Genomic DNA, 17,751 nt, shown 5'->3' with positions numbered 1-17,751 from the left:
TGTGTGATGGAGGGCGAGACAACCGGCAAAGCTCGGGCGCGACACCGCGCCGCGACGATGCGTCCTCGCGTCTCCCTGCCCCCTCTGCCGCGCCTGGCGCTCTCCGTTCGCGCCGTGAGCCGGCACTGCCCGATCAGCGCATGACGGGCGCTCGTGGCCGGGGATCGCGAGCAGCGAAGTGATTGGGGCCCGCTTCGGCGACGTGGTACCCATCGACACCAGCGCCCCTCGGCCGGGCCGCCGAACGAACGACGGAGGTCCCGGAGAGGGCCGAAGGGAGGACGACCATGACGGAGCATCATCCCTGGTCCCGTCGCGGCTGCGCCTGTTGCGCGCCGCTCACGGCGTCGCTCGCGAGGCCGGGCCTGCGCGCGCGGCTCGACCGGCGCCGCTTCATCGCCGGCGCTGCGGCCATCGCCGCGCTCGGGCCGGGCGGGCCGGACAGTGCGGTGGCGCAGGCGGCAGCCGCCGCGACGCCCTCCCGCAACGACGAGCCGTTCCGCATCGACGTGCATCATCACCTGTCGCCGCCGGCCTATATCGCGGCTTCCAACGCCGCCAATTTCGGCGATCCGCTGATGAAGAACTGGACGCCGGAGAAGTCGCTCGAGGACATGGACAAAGCCGGCGTCGCGGTCGCCATCCTGTCAGTGACGACGCCGGCGCTGAACTTCACCGCGGGCGAGCCGGCGCGCACGCTGGCGCGGGAGTGCAACGAGTATGCCGCGAAGCTCGTCGCCGATCATCCCGGCCGGTTCGGCAGCTTCGCCACGATCCCCCTCGCCGACACCGAGGGCAGCCTGCGGGAGATCGCGCATGCGCTCGACGTGCTCAAGGCCGACGGCATCGCGCTGATGACCAGCTATGGCGACAAATGGCTCGGCGATCCCGCCTTCCTGCCGGTCATGGAGGAGCTCAACCGGCGCAAGGCCGTGGTCTACACCCATCCGACCGCGGCCAATTGCTGTGTCGACCTGGTGAAGACGCAGCAGCCTGTCATGATCGAGTTCGGCACCGACACCACGCGCACCATCGCCGACATCGTGTTCTCGGGGAATGCGCTGAAATTCCGCGACATCAGCTGGATCTTCTCACATGCCGGCGGCACCATGCCGTTCCTGATCGAGCGCTTCGTGCGCAACCCGCTGCTCGATCCCAAGGCCAAGCCGACCGTGCCGGAGGGGACACTCGCCGAGCTCCGGCGGTTCTACTACGACACCGCGCAGACCGCGAACAAGGGCGCGATGTCGGCGCTGGCGGCGATCATCCCGGCCTCGCAGATCCTGTTCGGCACCGACTATCCCTATCGCACCAGCCTCGATCACGTCCGCGGCCTCTCCGAGGCCGGCGTGTTCAGCGACCGCGAGCTCGCCGCGATCGAGCGCGGCAACGCGCTGCGGCTGCTGCCGCGCCTCGCCAGCTGATGCCCCTCGCCCCTTCCCCTCAAGGAGATGACCCGATGTCCACCGCCTTCCTGCTGACCTCGCTGATCGTGGTGGCCTCGCCGGGCACCGGCGTGCTCTACACGCTCGCCGTGGCGCTGACGAGGGGATCGCGGATGAGCATCGCCGCCGCGTTCGGCTGCACGCTCGGCATCATCCCGGCGATGTCAGCCGCCATCGTCGGCCTCGCCGCGGTGCTGCACACCAGCGCGCTGGCGTTCGCCGCGCTGAAATATTGCGGCGTGGCCTATCTGCTCTACATGGCCTGGCAGACGATCGGTGAGCGCGGCGCGCTGTCGGTGGAGAAGGACGATGCCAGGGAGGATGCCAGGCAAGATCAGCAGGCGCGGTCGGCGGGACGCGTGGTGCTGACCGGTTTCCTGATCAACATCCTCAATCCAAAACTGTCGATCTTCTTCCTCGCCTTCCTGCCGCAGTTCATCGCCTCCGACGCGGCGCATCCGCTCGCCGCCATGCTGGAGCTGTCAGCCACGTTCATGGCGATGACATTCGCGGTGTTCGTGGTCTACGGGCTGTTCGCATCAGCCGTGCGCGATCGGGTCGTCAGCCGGCCGCGAGTCATGATGTGGCTGCGCCGGGCGTTTGCCGGCGGCTTCGCGCTGCTCGGCGCGCGGCTGGCGCTGAGTGAGCGGTGAGTGCAGCGAGTGGAGTGACCCATGGCGACGCCTGCAGCATCCACTCCCCCGCCCTCAACCCTCACCCTGAGGAGCCCGCCGCAGGCGGGCGTCTCGAAGGGCGAGGCCCCCGCTGTGGCCTCATGGTTCGAGACGCGCCGCAAGGGCGGCGCTCCTCACCATGAGGGTTGAGATGCGAGGCCGTCGGTACACTTCGACGATTTGTAGCGGGCCGATGATGGAAGTTTCGAGTTGCGTCGTGGATCACCCGCGCAAAAGCAAAACCCGCCTGGAGCGGTGCCGCTCCAGACGGGTCCTGTTAGTGCAACAATTCAGCAGGACTGTTTCAGCTGAACTGGTTCATCGTGTTGTGCGCGCCGCCGGCCTTCAGGGCCTTCTCGCCGGCGAAGTATTCCTTGTGGTCGTCGCCGATGTCGGAGCCGGCCATGTTCTGGTGCTTGACGCAGGCGATGCCCTGGCGGATCTCGGCGCGCTGGACGTTCTTGACGTAGCCCAGCATGCCCTGCTCGCCGAAGTACTCCTTCGCCAAATTGTCCGTCGACAGCGCGGCGGTGTGGTAGGTCGGCAGAGTGATGAGGTGGTGGAAGATGCCTGCGCGCTTGGCCGAGTCCGCCTGGAAGGTGCGGATGCGCTCGTCGGCTTCCTTCGCCAGCGGGGTGTCGTCGTACTCCGCCTTCATCAGCTCGGCGCGGTTGTAGCGGCTGACGTCCTGGCCCGCCTCCTTCATCGCGTCATAGACCTGCCAACGGAAGTTGAGGGTCCAGTTGAACGACGGCGAGTTGTTGTAGGCGAGCTTGGCGTTCGGGATCACCTTGCGGATGCGGTCGACCATCTTGGCGATCTGCTCGATATGCGGCTTCTCGGTCTCGATCCACAGCAGGTCGGCGCCGTTCTGCAGCGAGGTGATGCAGTCGAGCACGCAGCGGTCCTCGCCGGTGCCGGGACGGAACTGGTAGAGGTTCGAGGGCAGCCGCTTCGGCCGCATCATCTTGCCGTCGCGATTGATGATCACGTCGCCGCTGCGCGCGGTCGCGGGCGTCACTTCTTCGCAATCGAGGAAGCTGTTGTACTGGTCGCCGAGATCGCCCGGCTGGCTGGAGAACGCGATCTGCTGCGTCAGACCGGCACCGAGCGAGTCGGTGCGGGTGACGATGATGCCGTCCTCGACGCCGAGCTCCAGGAAGGCGTGGCGGCAGGCGCGGATCTTGGCCAGGAAGACGTCATGCGGCACGGTGACCTTGCCGTCCTGGTGACCGCACTGCTTCTCGTCCGAGACCTGGTTCTCGATCTGCAGCGCGCAGGCGCCCGCCTCGATCATCTTCTTGGCGAGCAGATAGGTCGCCTCGGCATTGCCGAAGCCGGCATCGATGTCGGCGATGACCGGAACGACGTGGGTCTGGAAGCCGTCGATCTTGGCGATGATCTCGGTCTCCTTCGCCTTGTCGCCGGCCTTGCGGGCCGCGTCCAGCGTGCGGAAGAGATCGTTGAGCTCGCGCGAGTCGGCCTGGCGCAGGAAGGTGTAGAGCTCCTCGATCAGCGCGGGCACCGAGGTCTTCTCGTGCATCGACTGGTCCGGCAGCGGGCCGAACTCGGAGCGCAGCGCCGCGATCATCCAGCCGGAGAGATAGAGGTAGCGGCGGTCGGTGCGGCCGAAATGCTTCTTGATCGAGATCAGCTTCTGCTGCGCGATGAAGCCGTGCCAGCAGCCCAGCGACTGCGTGTACTTGGTGGCGTCTTCATCATAGGCGGCCATGTCGGCGCGCATCACGGCGGCGGTGTAGCGGGCGACGTCGAGACCGGTCTTGAAGCGGTTCTGCAGGCGCATGCGCGCCACGGCCTCGGCGGTGACGCCGTTCCAGGTCGGATTGGTCTCGAGCAGCGCACGCGCCGCCTCGACCTCGGCCTGGTAGGACGAGGGTCCCTGGAGAGCCTGGTCGTTCAGTCCACGCGGTTGGAAGTTCATGTCCGTGATCCCTTGGTTAAGGACAACCTGGGACCTGTTGTAAGCACGCGCAGCTGATGGACCAGACATTGCGCGGAAAACTTGTCACACTTTACAAATCTCTCGTGTATAGCTGTAAGGAGATTACAGACGGGAGTTCTGGCCATGACAACCGCCACGGCACGCTCGATCTTCATGGGCCCGCGCCTGCGCCGGCTGCGCCGCGAGCTCGGCCTCACCCAGGCCGACATGGCCGCGGACCTCGAGATATCAGCGCCTTACGTGGCTCTTTTGGAGCGGAACCAGAGGCCGGTCACCGCCGACATGCTGCTGCGGCTGGCGCGGACCTACAAGATCGACCTCGCCGACCTCGCCGGCGACGGCGGTGCCGATCATACCGCGCGGATGCAGTCGGTGCTGAAGGACCCGATGTTCTCGGACATCGACATCCCCGCCCTGGAGATATCCGACCTCGCCGTCAGCTATCCCGGCATGGCCGAGGCCTTCCTGCGGCTCTACACCGCCTATCGCGAGGAACAGCTGGCGCTGGCCGAACGGGCGCCTTCGATCTCCGGCGGCGCGCCGCTGCCCGAGGGCTTCGACGCCAACGATCCCGTCGCCGACGTCCGCCGCTTCCTCGCCGCCCGCCGCAACAATTTTGCCGGTCTCGACGATGCCGCCGAGCGGCTGGCTCAGGCGGTCTTCCAGGGCTCGGCGACCGGGTCGCCGCAGGTCACGGCGAGCCCCTCCGGCTTCATTGAACGCTTTCGCGAGAAGCACAAGCTCCAGGTCCGCTACATGCCGCCGAACGTGATGCTCGGCTCGCTCAGGCGCCTCGACCTGCACCGCCGGCAATTGCTGATCGAGGACTCGCTCGACAGCGCGAGCCTGAAATTCGAGCTGGCGCGGCAGCTCGCTTATCTCGAGCTGGACACCGAGATCGGCGCGGCGCTGGAGGATGGCAAGTTCGCCAGCAAGACCGCCGAGCTGCTGGCGCGCCGCGCGCTCGCGGCCTATGCGGCGGCGGCGATCATCATGCCCTACTCGATCTTCGCCAAAGCCGTCGATGCCAGGGCCTATGATCTCGAAGCGCTGGCGCGGCAGTTCGGCACCAGCTTCGAGCAGACGGCGCATCGCGTCACGACCTTGCAGAAGCCGGGCGCCGAGAAGATTCCGTTCTTCCTGATCCGCGTCGACCCCGCCGGCAACGTGTCAAAACTGCTCGACGGCGCCGGCTTTCCGTTCGCGCGGCACGGCGGCGCCTGCCCATTATGGTCGGTGCACGGCATCTTCAAGACGCCGCGCCAGATCGTCACGCAATGGCTGGAGCTGCCGGACGGCCGCCGCTTCTTCTCGATCGCGCGCACCGTCACCGCCGGCGGCGGCTCCTACGGCGCGGTGCGCGTCGAGCGCGCCATCGCGGTCGGCTGCGCCGCCGAGCATGCGGGGCAGCTGATCTACACCCGCGACGGCCACGGGCCAGACGCGAACATGCCAACCCCGATCGGCACCGCCTGCCGCGTCTGCCACCGGCCGAAATGCGCCGCCCGCTCGGCGCCGCCGATCGGCCGCGAAATCCTCCCCGACGATTTCAGGACGTCGTCGGTGCCGTTCGGCTTCTCGGCGGATTGAGGGAGGTTCTGTGACCGGGATGGCACAATGGGGTTCGAAAGGAGCACACCGGGCACGATCAGCTGTCGATGAGGATCATTGTACCGCTCCGATCTGTGTCAGATCATTACTGTTCATTGCTGGGACTGATGGTCTTTAACCGGCGCACGGTGCGTCCGGACGTCAGTATGTGCAGCGTCATGAACGAGCCGCAGCGTGGATTTTGGCCGGTGCTCGGCGGCCTCAGGTTTCTGCTGGCGATGTGGGTGCTGTTCGACCACACCTACAATGTCGGGCCGGCCGAGCGGGCGATCCCCGTTCTGACCAAGAGCGGCCTGATGGCGGTGATGTGCTTCTTCGTCATCTCCGGCTTCAGCATCCATCACTCGATCGCGTCACGGCCCGAGGGCTATCTCCGCCGCCGCGTGCTGCGGATCCTGCCTCTCAATGCGCTGGCGGTGGCGATCGGCTGGCTCGCCTGGTCGGTGTTCGGGGCCGCCGGCGGCTACCTCGTTCCGGCCAAGGCACCGACCGCCTGGCAGTTCATCGGCTGCATGCTGCTGCTCGAGGCGGTCCTGCCGATCATGATCTCGTTCCTCTATCCTGCTTGGTCACTGTCCATCGAGGCGGTCTACTATCTGCTCGCGCCCGTCTTCAGGAAGCTCGAGGGCCGGCCGCACATTCCGGCGCTGATGATCGTCTCGGCGCTATGCTTCGTCGCCTGGCCGCTGTTCCGCAACGAATATGTCGCTGGCCGCAACTCGTACTGGCTGACGGGAATCGTGATGTTGTGGGCGTGGCTCGCCGGCTGGGTCGCGTACCGACAGCCGCGCGATATCCGCTATGTCGTGGGGCTTGGGATCGCCGGGCTGGCCTCGGTCGCCACCCAGGCGAAGTTCTTCGACGTTCACCATTTCGGCTCCGCGGCGGTGAACTGCATCGCCTGGATCGGCACGCTGATCGTGGTGTTCTATCGCATCGGCGATCTCGGCGGCCGGACGGCGGCGGTGTGCGACTATCTCGGCGAGATCAGCTTCCCGCTCTACATCCTGCACTATCCGGTGCTGTTCGCGGCGACCGGCTCGCTGTTCAGGATCTATCCGAACCTGAACTGGGGCATCACCCAGGTCGCAATCGCGTTGGGCACGGCGATGCTCGCCTATCATTTCGTCGACAAGCCGCTGCGGTTGTCGCCCGGGACACCGCTCGCCGATCAGTTCGGCCGCTTGCGCTTGTGGGCGAACGGGTTCGCCTTCTCACGCAGGGTGATGCGCACCGGCGTGCCCGGCAATTCGAAGGTCTCGCGCATCGAGTTGACGAGGTAGCGCAGGTAGGATTGCGGGATCGCGTCGGCGCGCGAGCAGAACAGAACGAAGCTCGGCGGCCGCGCCTTGGTCTGGGTGATGTAGTTGAGCTTGAGGCGGCGGCCCGACACCGCCGGCGGCGGATTGTCGGCGATGGCGCCCTCGAACCAGCGGTTCAGCGCCGCCGTCGGCACACGGCGATTCCAGATGCCGTAGGCCTCGACGATCGCCTGCATCAGCCGGTCGATGCCCTCGCCCATCAGGCCGGAGACGGCGACGATCGGCACGCCCGAGACCTGCGGCAGCCAATGGTCGGCGTCACGGCGCAGCGTGGAGATCTGGCCGGGCTTGCCGTCCATCAGGTCCCATTTGTTGACCGCGAGAACCAGCGCCCGCCCCTCGCGCTCGATCAGGTCGGCGATGCGCAGGTCCTGCTCCTCGAAGCGGTTCTGCGCGTCCATCATCAGCACCACCACCTCGGCGAACCGCACCGCGCGCAACGCATCCGCGACCGAGAGCTTTTCCAGCTTCTCCTCGATCCGCGACCGCCGCCGCAACCCCGCGGTATCGTAGATGCGGAAGCCGCGGCCCTTGTGCTCGATCTCGACGGCGATCGAATCGCGCGTGGTGCCGGCCTCGGGGCTGGTCAGCAGCCGCTCCTCACCGAGCAGATGGTTGATCAAGGTGGACTTGCCGGCATTGGGACGACCGACGATGGCGACGCGGATCGGCCTTGCGGCACGCTCCTCGTCGGTCTCCTCGCGCTCCTCCTCGTCATCCGCGGGCGGAACGAGCTTGCTGACGGCGTCGTAGAGCTCGCCCATGCCCTCGCCATGCTCGGCCGAGATCGGAATCGGATCGCCGAGCCCGAGCGCATAGGATTCCATCGCGCCGAGTTCGCCATGCTTGCCCTCGCTCTTGTTGGCGAGCAGCAGCACCGGCTTGTCGGCGCGGCGGGCGAAATCGGCGAAGGCGCGGTCCGCCGGCGTCAGGCCGATGCGGGCGTCGATGACGAAGAACAGCGCGTCGGCGAGCGCGATCGCGGTCTCGGTCTGCTCCTGCATCCGCGCCGTCAGCGAGCCCTTCGGACCCTCGTCGAGGCCGGCGGTGTCGATGATCGTGAAGTGGAGATCGTGGAGCTTGGCCTCGCCCTCGCGGCGGTCGCGGGTCACGCCAGGCATGTCGTCGACGAGCGCCAGCTTCTGTCCGACCAGACGGTTGAACAGCGTCGATTTGCCGACATTGGGCCGGCCGATGATGGCGATGGTGAAGGGCATGATGATCCGTGCGCGTGAGCGCGCAGCTTTAGCGCATCCGGCGGCAAAACCGAACGGGCGATCGGCCGATTCGCCAGTGAGATTAACGGCTGAACGAACCGCTCGGAACCGGCGCCGGGAACTGGCCGCTGGATTGCCGGGCCGGCTGATCCGCCGGGGCCGTGTCATCGGCCGGCGGGGCGGTGGTACGGCGGCGAACGATCTTCTTCGGTTTCGGGGCTGGCGGCACCGCCGAAGCGCCCTCCTCGACCGCAGCCGCCTCGCCGTCCTGCGCCTGCGGGTCGGCGGCGGCCGGCGCCGGATTGCTCACGGCCGCCTGCTGGCGGCCCTTGGCGCCCTTCTTGCCCTTGGGCTGCTCCGCCGGCGGTGTCGGCGCCGCGGCCTGGGCCGCCGGATCCTCCATCGGCTGCTGCTGGGCGCCCTTGTAGAGCTCCTTGGGAACGCCCTGCTCCAGGCCCGGCACGCCCTCCGGGAACACCGGCTTACGGTCGCCCGGCAGCTTCTTCTTGGTATCGAGGAAATCGAGCAGGTCGGACGGGTCGAAGCTGCCACCGCTGGCGCAGCCGCCGAGGACGCCCGCGAGCGCGACGAGGACGAACAGGGCGATGAGGCGTTGGGGGCGGCGCATGGTGGTCATCTTCCGATCAAACTCAGTTTCGCCGTCGCGAAAGCCGCGATCGGCGCACCATCAGCTCTTGGCTCAGTTCCTGGCTCAGTTCCTGGCTCAGCTCTTGGCGACCGCAGGCAGCAGCGCCTGCAGCGCCTCGGCGCGCGAGCGCAGGCCTGGCGGCGTTTCACCATCCAACGCGATCATGTCGAGCCATTGGCGGGCCGCGGCCGCGTCGTTGGCTTTCCACGCCGACAGCGCCAGCAGCTCGCGGGCGGCGTGACGGAACGGTGCTCCGGCCACCGTCTCGCTTTCGAGTCGCGACTTGAGATCAGTGTAAGGCGCGGAATCGACCAGCAGGCCGGCGGCCCGCAGACGGGCCATGGATTGCTGTTCGGCGCCGATGCTCCGGTCGGCCGCGATGTCGTCGTAGAGCTTCACCGCGGCCGCTCGGTCGCGCACCGCGGCCTCGGCCGCCTGATGGAAACGCGCCAGCATGCGGTATCCGGAGGGGGCGGTCGCCGCGACCTCGGCGAAGGCCTTCTCGGCCTCGGCATGCTTGTTCTGCTCGGAGAGCTCGAGGGCATTGTTGAACGCGCTGCCGGCCTCGGCCGCCTTCTGGCCCTCCAGATACTGGTAGCCGCGCCAGCCGCCGACCCCCGCGATGATGAGAACCGCGACGGCAATGATGAAGAGCGAGTAGCGGTCCCACAGCTTCTTGAGCTGTTCCCGGCGGAACTCCTCGTCTACTTCGTCAATAAATTCAGACACTTAATCATATCCCATGGGGTTCGCGGCGATCGCACGCGAGTGGACCTGAAGTGCCGCGCGAGCCGCCCATCGCCCGCACGCCGGCGCGGATACCGCATTGGTATGGCGGTGGCAAGGCGAGTGCAGCCGAATCAAGGCGTTACTCGCGTCTCCGGCGGCTCGAGCGGTGGAAGGCGGCTATCACGCCGTCAAGGCCTCGCGCAACTGCCGTTTCATCACCTTGCCGTTGGCATTGCGCGGCAGCGGGTCCGGCGTCACCGTCAGGGTTTCCGGCACCTTGTAGTCGGACAGCCGCTCGGCGCACCAGCGGCGCAGATCCTCCGCCTCGGCCGGCGCGCGCGTGACCACGATGGCATGGACCCGTTCGCCCAGCACCGGACACGGGCGGGCGACGATCGCGCTCTCGACCACAGCAGGGTGGCCGGCCAGCACCGATTCGACCTCGGCCGAATAGATCTTCAGCCCGCCACGATTGATCATGTCCTTCTGGCGGTCGAACACCCGGACGAAACCGTCGGCATCGATCGAGCCGAGATCGCCCGAGTGCCAGTAGCCGGCCGTGAAGCTCTCGGCCGTGGCCTCGGGCCGATTCCAATAGCCCTTGATGACCTGGCCGCCGCCGATCCAGATCTCGCCGATCTCGCCGCGTGGCAGTTCTCTGCCCTGCGCGTCCATCACCAGGATGCTGGCGCCGGGGCATGGCAAGCCGACGCTGTCGATGTGGCGCGCCGTCAGCGAGGGCGGCATCAGGGTCGAAGGCGAGGTGGTCTCGGTGGAGCCGTAGGCGTTGACCAGCCGCAGGCCGGGGATCTTCGCCGCCAGCTTCTCGATCGTGGCCACCGGCATCGGCGCGCCACCAAAGCCGCCGATGCGCCAGGAGGACAGATCGTGGCTGTCGAAGTCGCTCTGCAGCAGGCAAAGATTGTACATCGCCGGCACCATGACCGTGTAGGTCACGCGCTCGCGCGCCGCGAGCATGAGATACTCGCCGGCCTTGAACTCCGGCATCACGATCAGGGTGCCCGCGCAGCGCGCCATGCTGGTGACGTTGGCCACCACGCCGGTGACGTGGCCGAGCGGCACCGCCGCGATCGAACGGTCGGACGGCGTGAGGCCGAGGCAGGCCTCGTAGATCATCGAGGAGTGGACGATGTTGCAATGGGCGAGCATCGCGCCTTTGGGGCGACCGGTGGTGCCGGAGGTGTAGAGGATCATCGCGATGTCCTCTTCGGCCACCGCGACCTCGTCGGCATGAGGTGCGTGACCGGTCAACGCCGCGAAGTCCGAGCGCGCGGGATCATTGTCGACCGCGACGCGGCCGGCCAGCTCGGGCGTCTCGGCGGCGGCCGGCAGTCGATCTCGCAACCCAGCCTCATGCAACAGCAGCCGCGCGCCGCAATCATTCAGCACATAGGCAATTTCAGGCGTCTGCTGCCGCGTCGACAGCAGCACCGTGATCAGTCCGAGCTTGGCAGCGGCAAACAGCGTCAGCACGAACTCGATGCGGTTGCCGAGCAGCAGGGCCAGGCGGTCGCCCTTGCGCAAGCCCCGCGCCTGCAACCCGCCGGCGATGCGCGCCGCCTGCTCCGCGACCTCGCGCCAGGAGAGCCGTTGCGCACCGCAGATCAGTGCCTCGCCGCCACCGTTCCGTGCGACCGCCTCCTCGACCATCGCCCAGATGCTGGCCGGCCGCTCGGCGAACAACGGCACCACACGGTCGCCGAAACGCTGCTCGCGGCGCATCGCCATGATGGCGGCATGTTGCGACCACTCCATCGGATCGCCTCCCCTGACGTGTTCTTGTTGGTTGCCGAACCGTACGGCCGGCACCGCTCCAACGAGCGGCGCCGAAAATGTGTGGCAGAATCGGCCTTACGACCAGTGCTAATTGCCGATGACGGGAATGCCGAGCACGACGGGATGGAACGCGAAGGCCAGCGCGAGATAGACGATGATGCCGACCACGACGGCGATGACGTCGTTGCCGACGCCGCCAACCGGAATCGGCGGCCCGCCGGCGTCGGCGCGGCGCTTCAGCGAGATGCGGTCGAACACCGCCCAGGCCAGGATCGAGCCGAACAGGATGATGCCGCCGAGATCGCCATTCGCCAGCAGATGCCCGAACGCCCACAGCTTCACGCCGGCGAGCATCGGATGCTTCAGCGTCGTGTAGATGCGGCCGCGGATGTAGGCGGCGACGATCATGATGACGGCTGGCAGCATCAAGGCGAGGTTGATGTGCTTGAAGGCCTTCGGCGGTGTCCAGACCTGGATCCAGCCGCCGCCGTGGCGGTACTCGGAAAAGCCCCAGACGATCAGCGCCAGGCCGGCGAGCGCCACGACCGTATAAGCGAGCTTATAGCTGCCCTCGCCCAGACGCGCGATGAGCTGCGCCCGCGCCTCGCGCCGCGTCGTGAACACATGCGCGCCGAGAAACAGCACGAGCCCCACCACCATCACCAGAAGTCCCACGGCGTCCCCCTCTTGTGCACGCAATATCAGGACACCTGGGTATCATTTCCGGGGGCCGCCTCGCAACGTGACCCGCGCTTCGGCGCGGCCGATCGTCATTCCGGGGCGGCTCGCAGAGCCGAACCCGGACTCTCGAGATGGATTTGCAGTCGTCGAACACAAGCTCGGGATTCCAGGTTCGACGCTGGCGCGTCGTCCCGGAATGACGGCGGGCCCATCTGGCGAGAGAATGGATCGGTCTCGCGCGGCCAAGGGCTATTGCTGCTGCGACGTCTTGCCCAAATCGCGGTTGTCGACGTAGCGGATCGCGATCGGACGTCCGGCCAGCGCGCCGCCGAGTCCCGCGGTGAACTTCAGCGGCAGGCAGGCCTCGAGCGAGGCATTGATCGCCTTCAGATAGGTCGCGCGGGTGTCGGCCGAAGCGCCGGAGGTCGCAAATGTCAGACGCGGCGGCGCCACCATCTCGCCGGTCCGCTTGAAGCTGAAGCGCACGGTCATCTGCATGCCGGCGCGGGCATCGTCCTCCGGCGGCGGTGTCCAGCACGATCGCAGCGCGGCGAACAGATCGCCGATCGTGTCGAGATCGTGGTCGGGCTTTTGATACCTGCCCTGCTGATCCTTGGCCGGCCGGCTCTCGATGGTCAGCTGCAGGTTCTGGCCATAGGGATAGTTCATCTCGGGGATGCAAGGCCAGGGACCATAGACGCTGCAGAACGACGGCGTGCACGGCTGCTCGTCGAGCACGCTGCACGGCGTGTGCGCGAACGGCACCGGGTTGATCTGGCGCCGGCGCGCATCGGCGCTGGCCGGCACGGCCAGGATCAGCACGAGAAGCAGGAGGGCACGCAGCATGGCAGACCGGGATCGGGTGGTTCAGAGCTGAGGTCTCGTTGCGGAATTGCAAGGTCAATCCCGTTCACGTGTGCGCGTTCCCGCGCAGCCGACACCCTCGACCGTGCCGGCGGAACTCGGCTAGAACACGGCAGGACAGCCAAGCGACGGACGCCACCATGAACCGCCACGCCGAGACCGTGATCAACGTCATCAACCCGAACATGACGGACTCGATGACCGATCTGATCGCGAAGGCCGCCCAGGCCAGCGCAGGTCCCGCGACCCGCATCGTCGGCCGCACGGCCCGCTTCGGCGCCGCCTCGATCGAGGGCCATTATGACGAGGCGATCGCCGCGGTGGGGATGCTCAAGGAGATCGAGGCCGGCGATGCCGAAGGCTGCCACGCCCATGTGATCGCCTGCTTCGGCGATCCCGGCCTGCTGGCGGCGCGCGAGCTGTCGGCCGCGCCGGTGCTCGGCATCGCCGAGGCAGCGATGCACGCGGCCAGCTTCGTTGCCACCCGCTTCAGCGTCGTCACCACGCTGTCGCGCACCAAGGTGATCGCCGAGCACCTCGTGCGCAACTACGGCATGGAGCACCACTGCAGGAAGGTGCGCGCCGTCGACGTCGCCGTGCTCGATCTCGACAAGCCCGAGGCCAATGTGCGCGGCACCCTGCTCGGCGAATGCCGCGCGGCGCTGCGCGAGGACGGCATCGGCGCGATCGTGCTCGGCTGCGCCGGCATGGCCGACCTCGCGCACGACCTGTCCACCGAGCTCGGCATTCCCGTGATCGACGGCGTGGCCGCCGCGGTCCGCTTCGCCGAGGCGCTGGTCGGGCTCGGGCTCAAGACCTCGAAGCACGGCGATCTCGCCTTCCCGCTGCCGAAGGCGCGCACGACGATTTGAGCTGCCGTAGCCCGGATGAGCGCAGCGATATCCGGGGTCTCACGAACTGCAGATATGAACCCGGATGTCGCTGCGCTCGTCCGGGCTACAGAGATGGAGCCTGCCCACCCGGGGAGTTCCGAAACGATCATCGACGCTCCACATTGGGATCAACCCATGGAGCTGTCGATGTCCGATCTCTCTGCCTTTTCCGCGCTGTCGTCAGCGCTGTCCGCGACGGTCGCCGCTGCCGCGCCGTCGCTCGTCTCCGTCCACTCGCACCGCTCGCGCGCCTCCGGCTTCATCTGGAAGCCAGGGCTGGTCGTGACCGCCGACGAAGCGCTGGCCGACGAAGGCGACGTGGCGATCCAGTTCGCCGACGGCACCACGCGCGCTGCGACAATCGCGGGACGCGATCACACCACCGATATCGCGCTGCTCCGCCTGGACGGGAAAGATGCTCAGCCTGCGGCGCTCGGCACCGCGGCGCCGCCGCTTGGCGCACTGGCCGTCGTCGTCGCCGCCGATCACGGCGCGCCAGTCGCGGCGCTCGCCATGGTGTCAAGATCCGCCGGCCCCTGGCGCAGCCTGCGCGGCGGCGAGATCGACGCCCGCATCGAGCTCGACACGAGGCTGCGCCACAGCTCCGAAGGCGGCCTCGTGCTCGACGCGCAGGGACGCGCGCTCGGCATGGCCGTGCGCGGCCCGCGCCGCACGCTCGTGATCCCTGCCGCAACCATCATCCGCGTTGCCGGCAAGCTCGAGAGCCATGGCCGCATCGCGCGCGGCTATCTCGGCGCCGGGTTGCAGCCGGTCCGGCTCGACGACGGGATCGGCGCGATGGTGATGAGCATCGACAAGGCGGGTCCCGCCGCGGCGGCCGGCTTGCGCCAGGGTGACGTCATCACCGCGCTCAACAATGAGCCGTTCCGGGGTATGCGGGCGCTGATGCGCGAACTCGGCCCGGACAGTGTCGGCGCCGTGGTCGATGTGGCGGCGTTGCGTGCCGGCGAGCCGCTGCACCTGGCGCTCACGATCGGCGAGCGGCCGGCGTGAGCACGGACGAGGCTGCTCCGATCACGATCGCGATGGCGGTCGAGGATGCCGAACTGGCGGACCGGCTGGCGGCGCTGCTCGGCGGCGTCGCCGGCCTGCGGCTCGTCCCGCCCGGCGAGCGCGCCGACGTTGCGATCGTGAAGCCCGGCGGCGCGGCGAGCAACCGTGACGATGCCAGACATCGTTCGAACGACGCCTTCCAGCTCACCGCGCGCGAGCGCGACGTGCTGGCGCTGATGGCCGAAGGCTGCTCCAACAAGGAGATCGCGCGCAGCCTCGGCATCTCCGTGCACACCGCGAAATTCCATGTCGGCTCGCTGCTCGACAAGCTCGACGCCACCGGCCGGACCGATGCGGTCGCGCATGCGGCGCGGCGGGGTGTCATCGAGCTGTGATGGGCTTCGGCGCGAGCCCTATTTGCGCAGGCCGCCGATCACGCGCGGCAGCAGCGACGCCGCCAGCATGCGGTAGCCGTCCGGCGTCAGGTGCTGGCCGTCGACCTGGTGCGGCAGGCCGCGAAGCATGCCGTTCTCGACCATCACGACCTTGATGCGGCGCTGCGCGGCCTTGGCCATGATCGCGCTGATGTTGCCGGCGCGCTGGTCGCCGACGCCTTTGCGGGCATCGTTGCCGCCGGGCTGCAGCACCAGGACACGGGTGGACCCGTCGACCGCGCTGTCGAAGCGCGACAGCATGCCGGCCGTCGTGTCGCCGTTGATTCCGGCGTTGGCAACGCTCACCTGAACGCCCTTGCCGCGAAGCATCATCTCGAGCTGCGCCGGGAAATCCTCGCCGCGATTGACGCCCTTGCCGTAGGTGTTGCTGGCGCCGAGCGCGACCACCTCGGCGGCGCTCGCGGAGAATGCAAGGCCGCAGACGGCGACCAAAGTGATGGTGTGGCGCTGGACGCGTCGGCTCACGGACCTGGCTGACATGCTTCGCTTCCCCCCGGATTGATGTGGGGGAACGTAGCGCACCAGTTGGCGGCCGAAAAGCGGTGCCTTTTACATCGCGTTCCTCGGCCTCCACGCGGGGGCCCGCGAGGAGACTCCATCGGGCGGCACAACGAGAGGAAAGGTGGATACCGGGTTCATCGCTGCGCGATGCCCCGGAATGACAAGATACAGCGAGGCTTACGCCTTCTTCTTCACGTCCTTGACGTTGGAGAACACGATGCCCTCGGCGCGCTCCTTGGTGTAACCGAGATAGAACTCGTTCTTGGCCAGGAACACCGGATCGCCGTCGACGTCGTCGGCGACGCCCGAATTGTTGGATGCGATGAACGCCTCCAGCTTCTTCTTGTCGTCGCAGGAGATCCAGCGCGCCAGCGAGAACTCGGAGATCTCGAACTCGACCGGCAGCGAGTACTCCGCGTCGAGCCGGGCCTTGAGCACGTCGAGCTGCAGCGGGCCGACCACGCCGACCAGCGCGGGCGCGCCGTCGCGCGGCCGGAACACCTGCACGACGCCCTCCTCCGACATCTGCTGCAGGGCCTCCTTCAGCTTCTTCGCCTTCATCGCGTCGGTGAGGCGAACCCGGCGGACGATTTCCGGCGCGAAGCTCGGCACGCCGACGAAGGTCAGGTCCTCGCCCTCGGTCAGCGTGTCGCCGATGCGCAATGAGCCGTGGTTGGGAATGCCGACGACATCGCCGGCAAAGGCTTCGTCCGCGACCGAGCGGTCCTGGGCGAAGAAGAATTGCGGGCTCGACAGCGGCATGGTCTTGCCGGTGCGCACCAGCTTGGCCTTCATGCCGCGGTTCAGCTTGCCCGAGCACAGCCGCGCGAAGGCGATGCGGTCGCGGTGGTTCGGATCCATGTTCGCCTGGATCTTGAACACGAAGGCGCTCATGCGCGGCTCGGCCGCGTCGACCTTGCGCAGGTTGGACTCCTGCGCGCGCGGCGACGGCGCGTAGCGGCCGAGGCCTTCCAGCAGGTCGCCGACGCCGAAATTGCGCAGCGCGCTGCCGAAATAGACCGGCGTCAGATGGCCCTCGCGGAAGGCGTCCAGCTCGAACGGCTTGCAGGCTTCCTTGACCAGCTCGAGCTCATCGGTGATCTGGCCCATGTCGAGATTGGCGTTGAGCTTGCCCAGCTCGGAGATCGCGATCTGCTGCGCCGCGCCGGTCTTGGCGCCGCCGCCTTCGAGCAGGCGCACGCCGCCGTCCCTGACGTCATAGGTGCCGATGAAGTCGCGGCCGCGGCCGACCGGCCAGGTCATCGGCGTGGTGTCGAGCGCCAGCGTCTTCTCGATCTCGTCGAGGAGATCGAAGGTATCGCGGCTCTCGCGGTCCATCTTGTTGATGAAGGTGATGATCGGGATGTCGCGCAGACGGCACACCTCGAACAGCTTTCGCGTCCGCGCCTCGATGCCCTTGGCGGCGTCGATCACCATGACGGCGGAATCGACGGCAGTCAGCGTGCGGTACGTGTCCTCGCTGAAGTCCTCGTGGCCCGGCGTGTCCAGCAGATTGAAGACGAGGCCCTCGAACTCGAAGGTCATCACCGAGGTCACGACCGAGATGCCGCGCTCGCGCTCGATCTTCATCCAGTCCGAACGGGTGTTGCGGCGCTCGCCCTTGGCCTTGACCTGGCCCGCGAGGTTGATGGCGCCGCCGAACAGCAGCAGCTTCTCGGTCAGGGTGGTTTTGCCGGCGTCCGGATGCGAGATGATGGCGAAGGTGCGCCGGCGCGCGACCTCGTCGGAGAGCGGCGAACGGGACGGCTGGTCGGTGGTGACGGCGATATCGGACATGGGGCGGCGGACGTCGTTTCAGGGCCGGAGAGCGGCGATGTCTTGGGAAGAGCGCGGGCTCACGGCCGCCGCGCGCCCTCCATATAGGCGTTTTGCACCGCAACTCCAACCGGGGAGTTCACCGGGCGGGGCGATGGCG

At 67.6% G+C, this 17,751-nt stretch carries 16 protein-coding genes; 7 read left to right on the top strand and 9 right to left on the bottom strand.

Features of this window, described 5'->3' with window-relative positions; genetic code table 11:
- The first annotated feature begins 287 nt into the window (after nt 1–287).
- Both BRAS3809_RS18915 and BRAS3809_RS18910 read left to right on the top strand, forming a co-directional pair.
- Nucleotides 288–1,424 (top strand): amidohydrolase family protein, encoded by a 1,137-nt coding sequence (locus BRAS3809_RS18915; RefSeq protein WP_008963674.1) that lies wholly within the window; start codon nt 288–290, stop codon nt 1,422–1,424.
- A gap of 35 nt (nt 1,425–1,459) precedes the next feature.
- Entirely contained in the window at nt 1,460–2,098 is a 639-nt protein-coding gene (locus BRAS3809_RS18910; RefSeq protein WP_008963673.1) for a LysE family translocator, read from the top strand.
- 325 nt (nt 2,099–2,423) lie between these two features.
- Here the strand turns inward: BRAS3809_RS18910 and BRAS3809_RS18905 are convergent, their stop codons facing one another.
- Nucleotides 2,424–4,061: an isocitrate lyase gene (locus tag BRAS3809_RS18905; RefSeq protein ID WP_008963672.1), complete on the bottom strand. Its 1,638-nt coding sequence runs from the start codon at nt 4,059–4,061 to the stop codon at nt 2,424–2,426.
- Nucleotides 4,062–4,205: 144 nt separating this feature from the next.
- On the opposite strand from BRAS3809_RS18905, the gene BRAS3809_RS18900 reads away from it, so the two are divergent.
- Together BRAS3809_RS18900 and BRAS3809_RS34975 are read left to right on the top strand one after the other, a co-directional pair.
- Complete coding sequence (locus BRAS3809_RS18900) at nt 4,206–5,672, top strand: helix-turn-helix domain-containing protein (RefSeq protein WP_008963671.1); 1,467 nt, start codon at nt 4,206–4,208, stop codon at nt 5,670–5,672.
- Nucleotides 5,673–5,851: 179 nt separating this feature from the next.
- Entirely contained in the window at nt 5,852–6,976 is a 1,125-nt protein-coding gene (locus BRAS3809_RS34975; protein WP_240535708.1) for an acyltransferase family protein, read from the top strand.
- On the opposite strand, the gene der is transcribed toward BRAS3809_RS34975, so the two are convergent.
- The 6 genes from der to BRAS3809_RS18870 form a co-directional block, all read right to left on the bottom strand.
- On the bottom strand, nt 6,865–8,232 hold the full coding sequence (gene der / locus BRAS3809_RS18895; protein ID WP_008963669.1) for a ribosome biogenesis GTPase Der: 1,368 nt from the start codon (nt 8,230–8,232) through the stop codon (nt 6,865–6,867). The genes BRAS3809_RS34975 and der overlap by 112 nt on opposite strands.
- Before the next feature lie 82 nt (nt 8,233–8,314).
- The gene (locus BRAS3809_RS18890; protein WP_008963668.1) at nt 8,315–8,860 is read right to left on the bottom strand and encodes a hypothetical protein; all 546 of its coding nucleotides are present in this window, start codon (nt 8,858–8,860) and stop codon (nt 8,315–8,317) included.
- A gap of 96 nt (nt 8,861–8,956) precedes the next feature.
- On the bottom strand, nt 8,957–9,610 hold the full coding sequence (locus BRAS3809_RS18885; RefSeq protein WP_008963667.1) for a tetratricopeptide repeat protein: 654 nt from the start codon (nt 9,608–9,610) through the stop codon (nt 8,957–8,959).
- 180 nt (nt 9,611–9,790) lie between these two features.
- Complete coding sequence (locus BRAS3809_RS18880; protein ID WP_008963666.1) at nt 9,791–11,386, bottom strand: class I adenylate-forming enzyme family protein; 1,596 nt, start codon at nt 11,384–11,386, stop codon at nt 9,791–9,793.
- 108 nt (nt 11,387–11,494) lie between these two features.
- Complete coding sequence (locus BRAS3809_RS18875; RefSeq protein ID WP_035656873.1) at nt 11,495–12,082, bottom strand: NnrU family protein; 588 nt, start codon at nt 12,080–12,082, stop codon at nt 11,495–11,497.
- Between the two features lie 255 nt (nt 12,083–12,337).
- Entirely contained in the window at nt 12,338–12,934 is a 597-nt protein-coding gene (locus BRAS3809_RS18870) for a UCP034077 family protein (RefSeq protein WP_008963664.1), read from the bottom strand.
- Nucleotides 12,935–13,092: 158 nt separating this feature from the next.
- On the opposite strand from BRAS3809_RS18870, the gene BRAS3809_RS18865 reads away from it, so the two are divergent.
- From BRAS3809_RS18865 to BRAS3809_RS18855, 3 genes are all read left to right on the top strand, one after another.
- Entirely contained in the window at nt 13,093–13,824 is a 732-nt protein-coding gene (locus tag BRAS3809_RS18865; protein WP_008963663.1) for an aspartate/glutamate racemase family protein, read from the top strand.
- Between the two features lie 168 nt (nt 13,825–13,992).
- The gene (locus BRAS3809_RS18860) at nt 13,993–14,859 is read left to right on the top strand and encodes a S1C family serine protease (protein WP_008963662.1); all 867 of its coding nucleotides are present in this window, start codon (nt 13,993–13,995) and stop codon (nt 14,857–14,859) included.
- On the top strand, nt 14,856–15,254 hold the full coding sequence (locus BRAS3809_RS18855) for a response regulator transcription factor (RefSeq protein WP_008963661.1): 399 nt from the start codon (nt 14,856–14,858) through the stop codon (nt 15,252–15,254). Before BRAS3809_RS18860 ends, BRAS3809_RS18855 begins: the two co-directional genes overlap by 4 nt.
- 18 nt (nt 15,255–15,272) lie before the next feature.
- Here BRAS3809_RS18855 and BRAS3809_RS18850 read toward each other — a convergent pair whose 3' ends face one another.
- Nucleotides 15,273–15,794 (bottom strand): GDSL-type esterase/lipase family protein, encoded by a 522-nt coding sequence (locus BRAS3809_RS18850; RefSeq protein WP_008963660.1) that lies wholly within the window; start codon nt 15,792–15,794, stop codon nt 15,273–15,275.
- Between the two features lie 198 nt (nt 15,795–15,992).
- On the bottom strand, nt 15,993–17,612 hold the full coding sequence (locus BRAS3809_RS18845; RefSeq protein ID WP_008963659.1) for a peptide chain release factor 3: 1,620 nt from the start codon (nt 17,610–17,612) through the stop codon (nt 15,993–15,995).
- Nucleotides 17,613–17,751 lie beyond the last annotated feature (139 nt).

Source organism: Bradyrhizobium sp. STM 3809 (assembly GCF_000239795.1).
GTDB lineage: Bacteria > Pseudomonadota > Alphaproteobacteria > Rhizobiales > Xanthobacteraceae > Bradyrhizobium.
The sequence above is the reverse complement of the archived record's forward strand: the minus strand, read 5'-3'. Positions and strand labels throughout refer to the sequence as shown.

Coding starts and splice junctions, on each gene's coding strand:
- BRAS3809_RS18890 (WP_008963668.1), bottom strand. CDS start 8,860: ATGCGCCGCCCCCAACGCCTCATCGCCCTGTTCGTCCTCGTCGCGCTC.
- BRAS3809_RS18860 (WP_008963662.1), top strand. CDS start 13,993: ATGTCCGATCTCTCTGCCTTTTCCGCGCTGTCGTCAGCGCTGTCCGCG.
- BRAS3809_RS18910 (WP_008963673.1), top strand. CDS start 1,460: ATGTCCACCGCCTTCCTGCTGACCTCGCTGATCGTGGTGGCCTCGCCG.
- BRAS3809_RS18905 (WP_008963672.1), bottom strand. CDS start 4,061: ATGAACTTCCAACCGCGTGGACTGAACGACCAGGCTCTCCAGGGACCC.
- BRAS3809_RS18845 (WP_008963659.1), bottom strand. CDS start 17,612: ATGTCCGATATCGCCGTCACCACCGACCAGCCGTCCCGTTCGCCGCTC.
- der (WP_008963669.1), bottom strand. CDS start 8,232: ATGCCCTTCACCATCGCCATCATCGGCCGGCCCAATGTCGGCAAATCG.
- BRAS3809_RS18880 (WP_008963666.1), bottom strand. CDS start 11,386: ATGGAGTGGTCGCAACATGCCGCCATCATGGCGATGCGCCGCGAGCAG.
- BRAS3809_RS18900 (WP_008963671.1), top strand. CDS start 4,206: ATGACAACCGCCACGGCACGCTCGATCTTCATGGGCCCGCGCCTGCGC.
- BRAS3809_RS18850 (WP_008963660.1), bottom strand. CDS start 15,794: ATGTCAGCCAGGTCCGTGAGCCGACGCGTCCAGCGCCACACCATCACT.
- BRAS3809_RS18915 (WP_008963674.1), top strand. CDS start 288: ATGACGGAGCATCATCCCTGGTCCCGTCGCGGCTGCGCCTGTTGCGCG.
- BRAS3809_RS18865 (WP_008963663.1), top strand. CDS start 13,093: ATGAACCGCCACGCCGAGACCGTGATCAACGTCATCAACCCGAACATG.
- BRAS3809_RS18870 (WP_008963664.1), bottom strand. CDS start 12,934: ATGCTGCGTGCCCTCCTGCTTCTCGTGCTGATCCTGGCCGTGCCGGCC.
- BRAS3809_RS34975 (WP_240535708.1), top strand. CDS start 5,852: ATGAACGAGCCGCAGCGTGGATTTTGGCCGGTGCTCGGCGGCCTCAGG.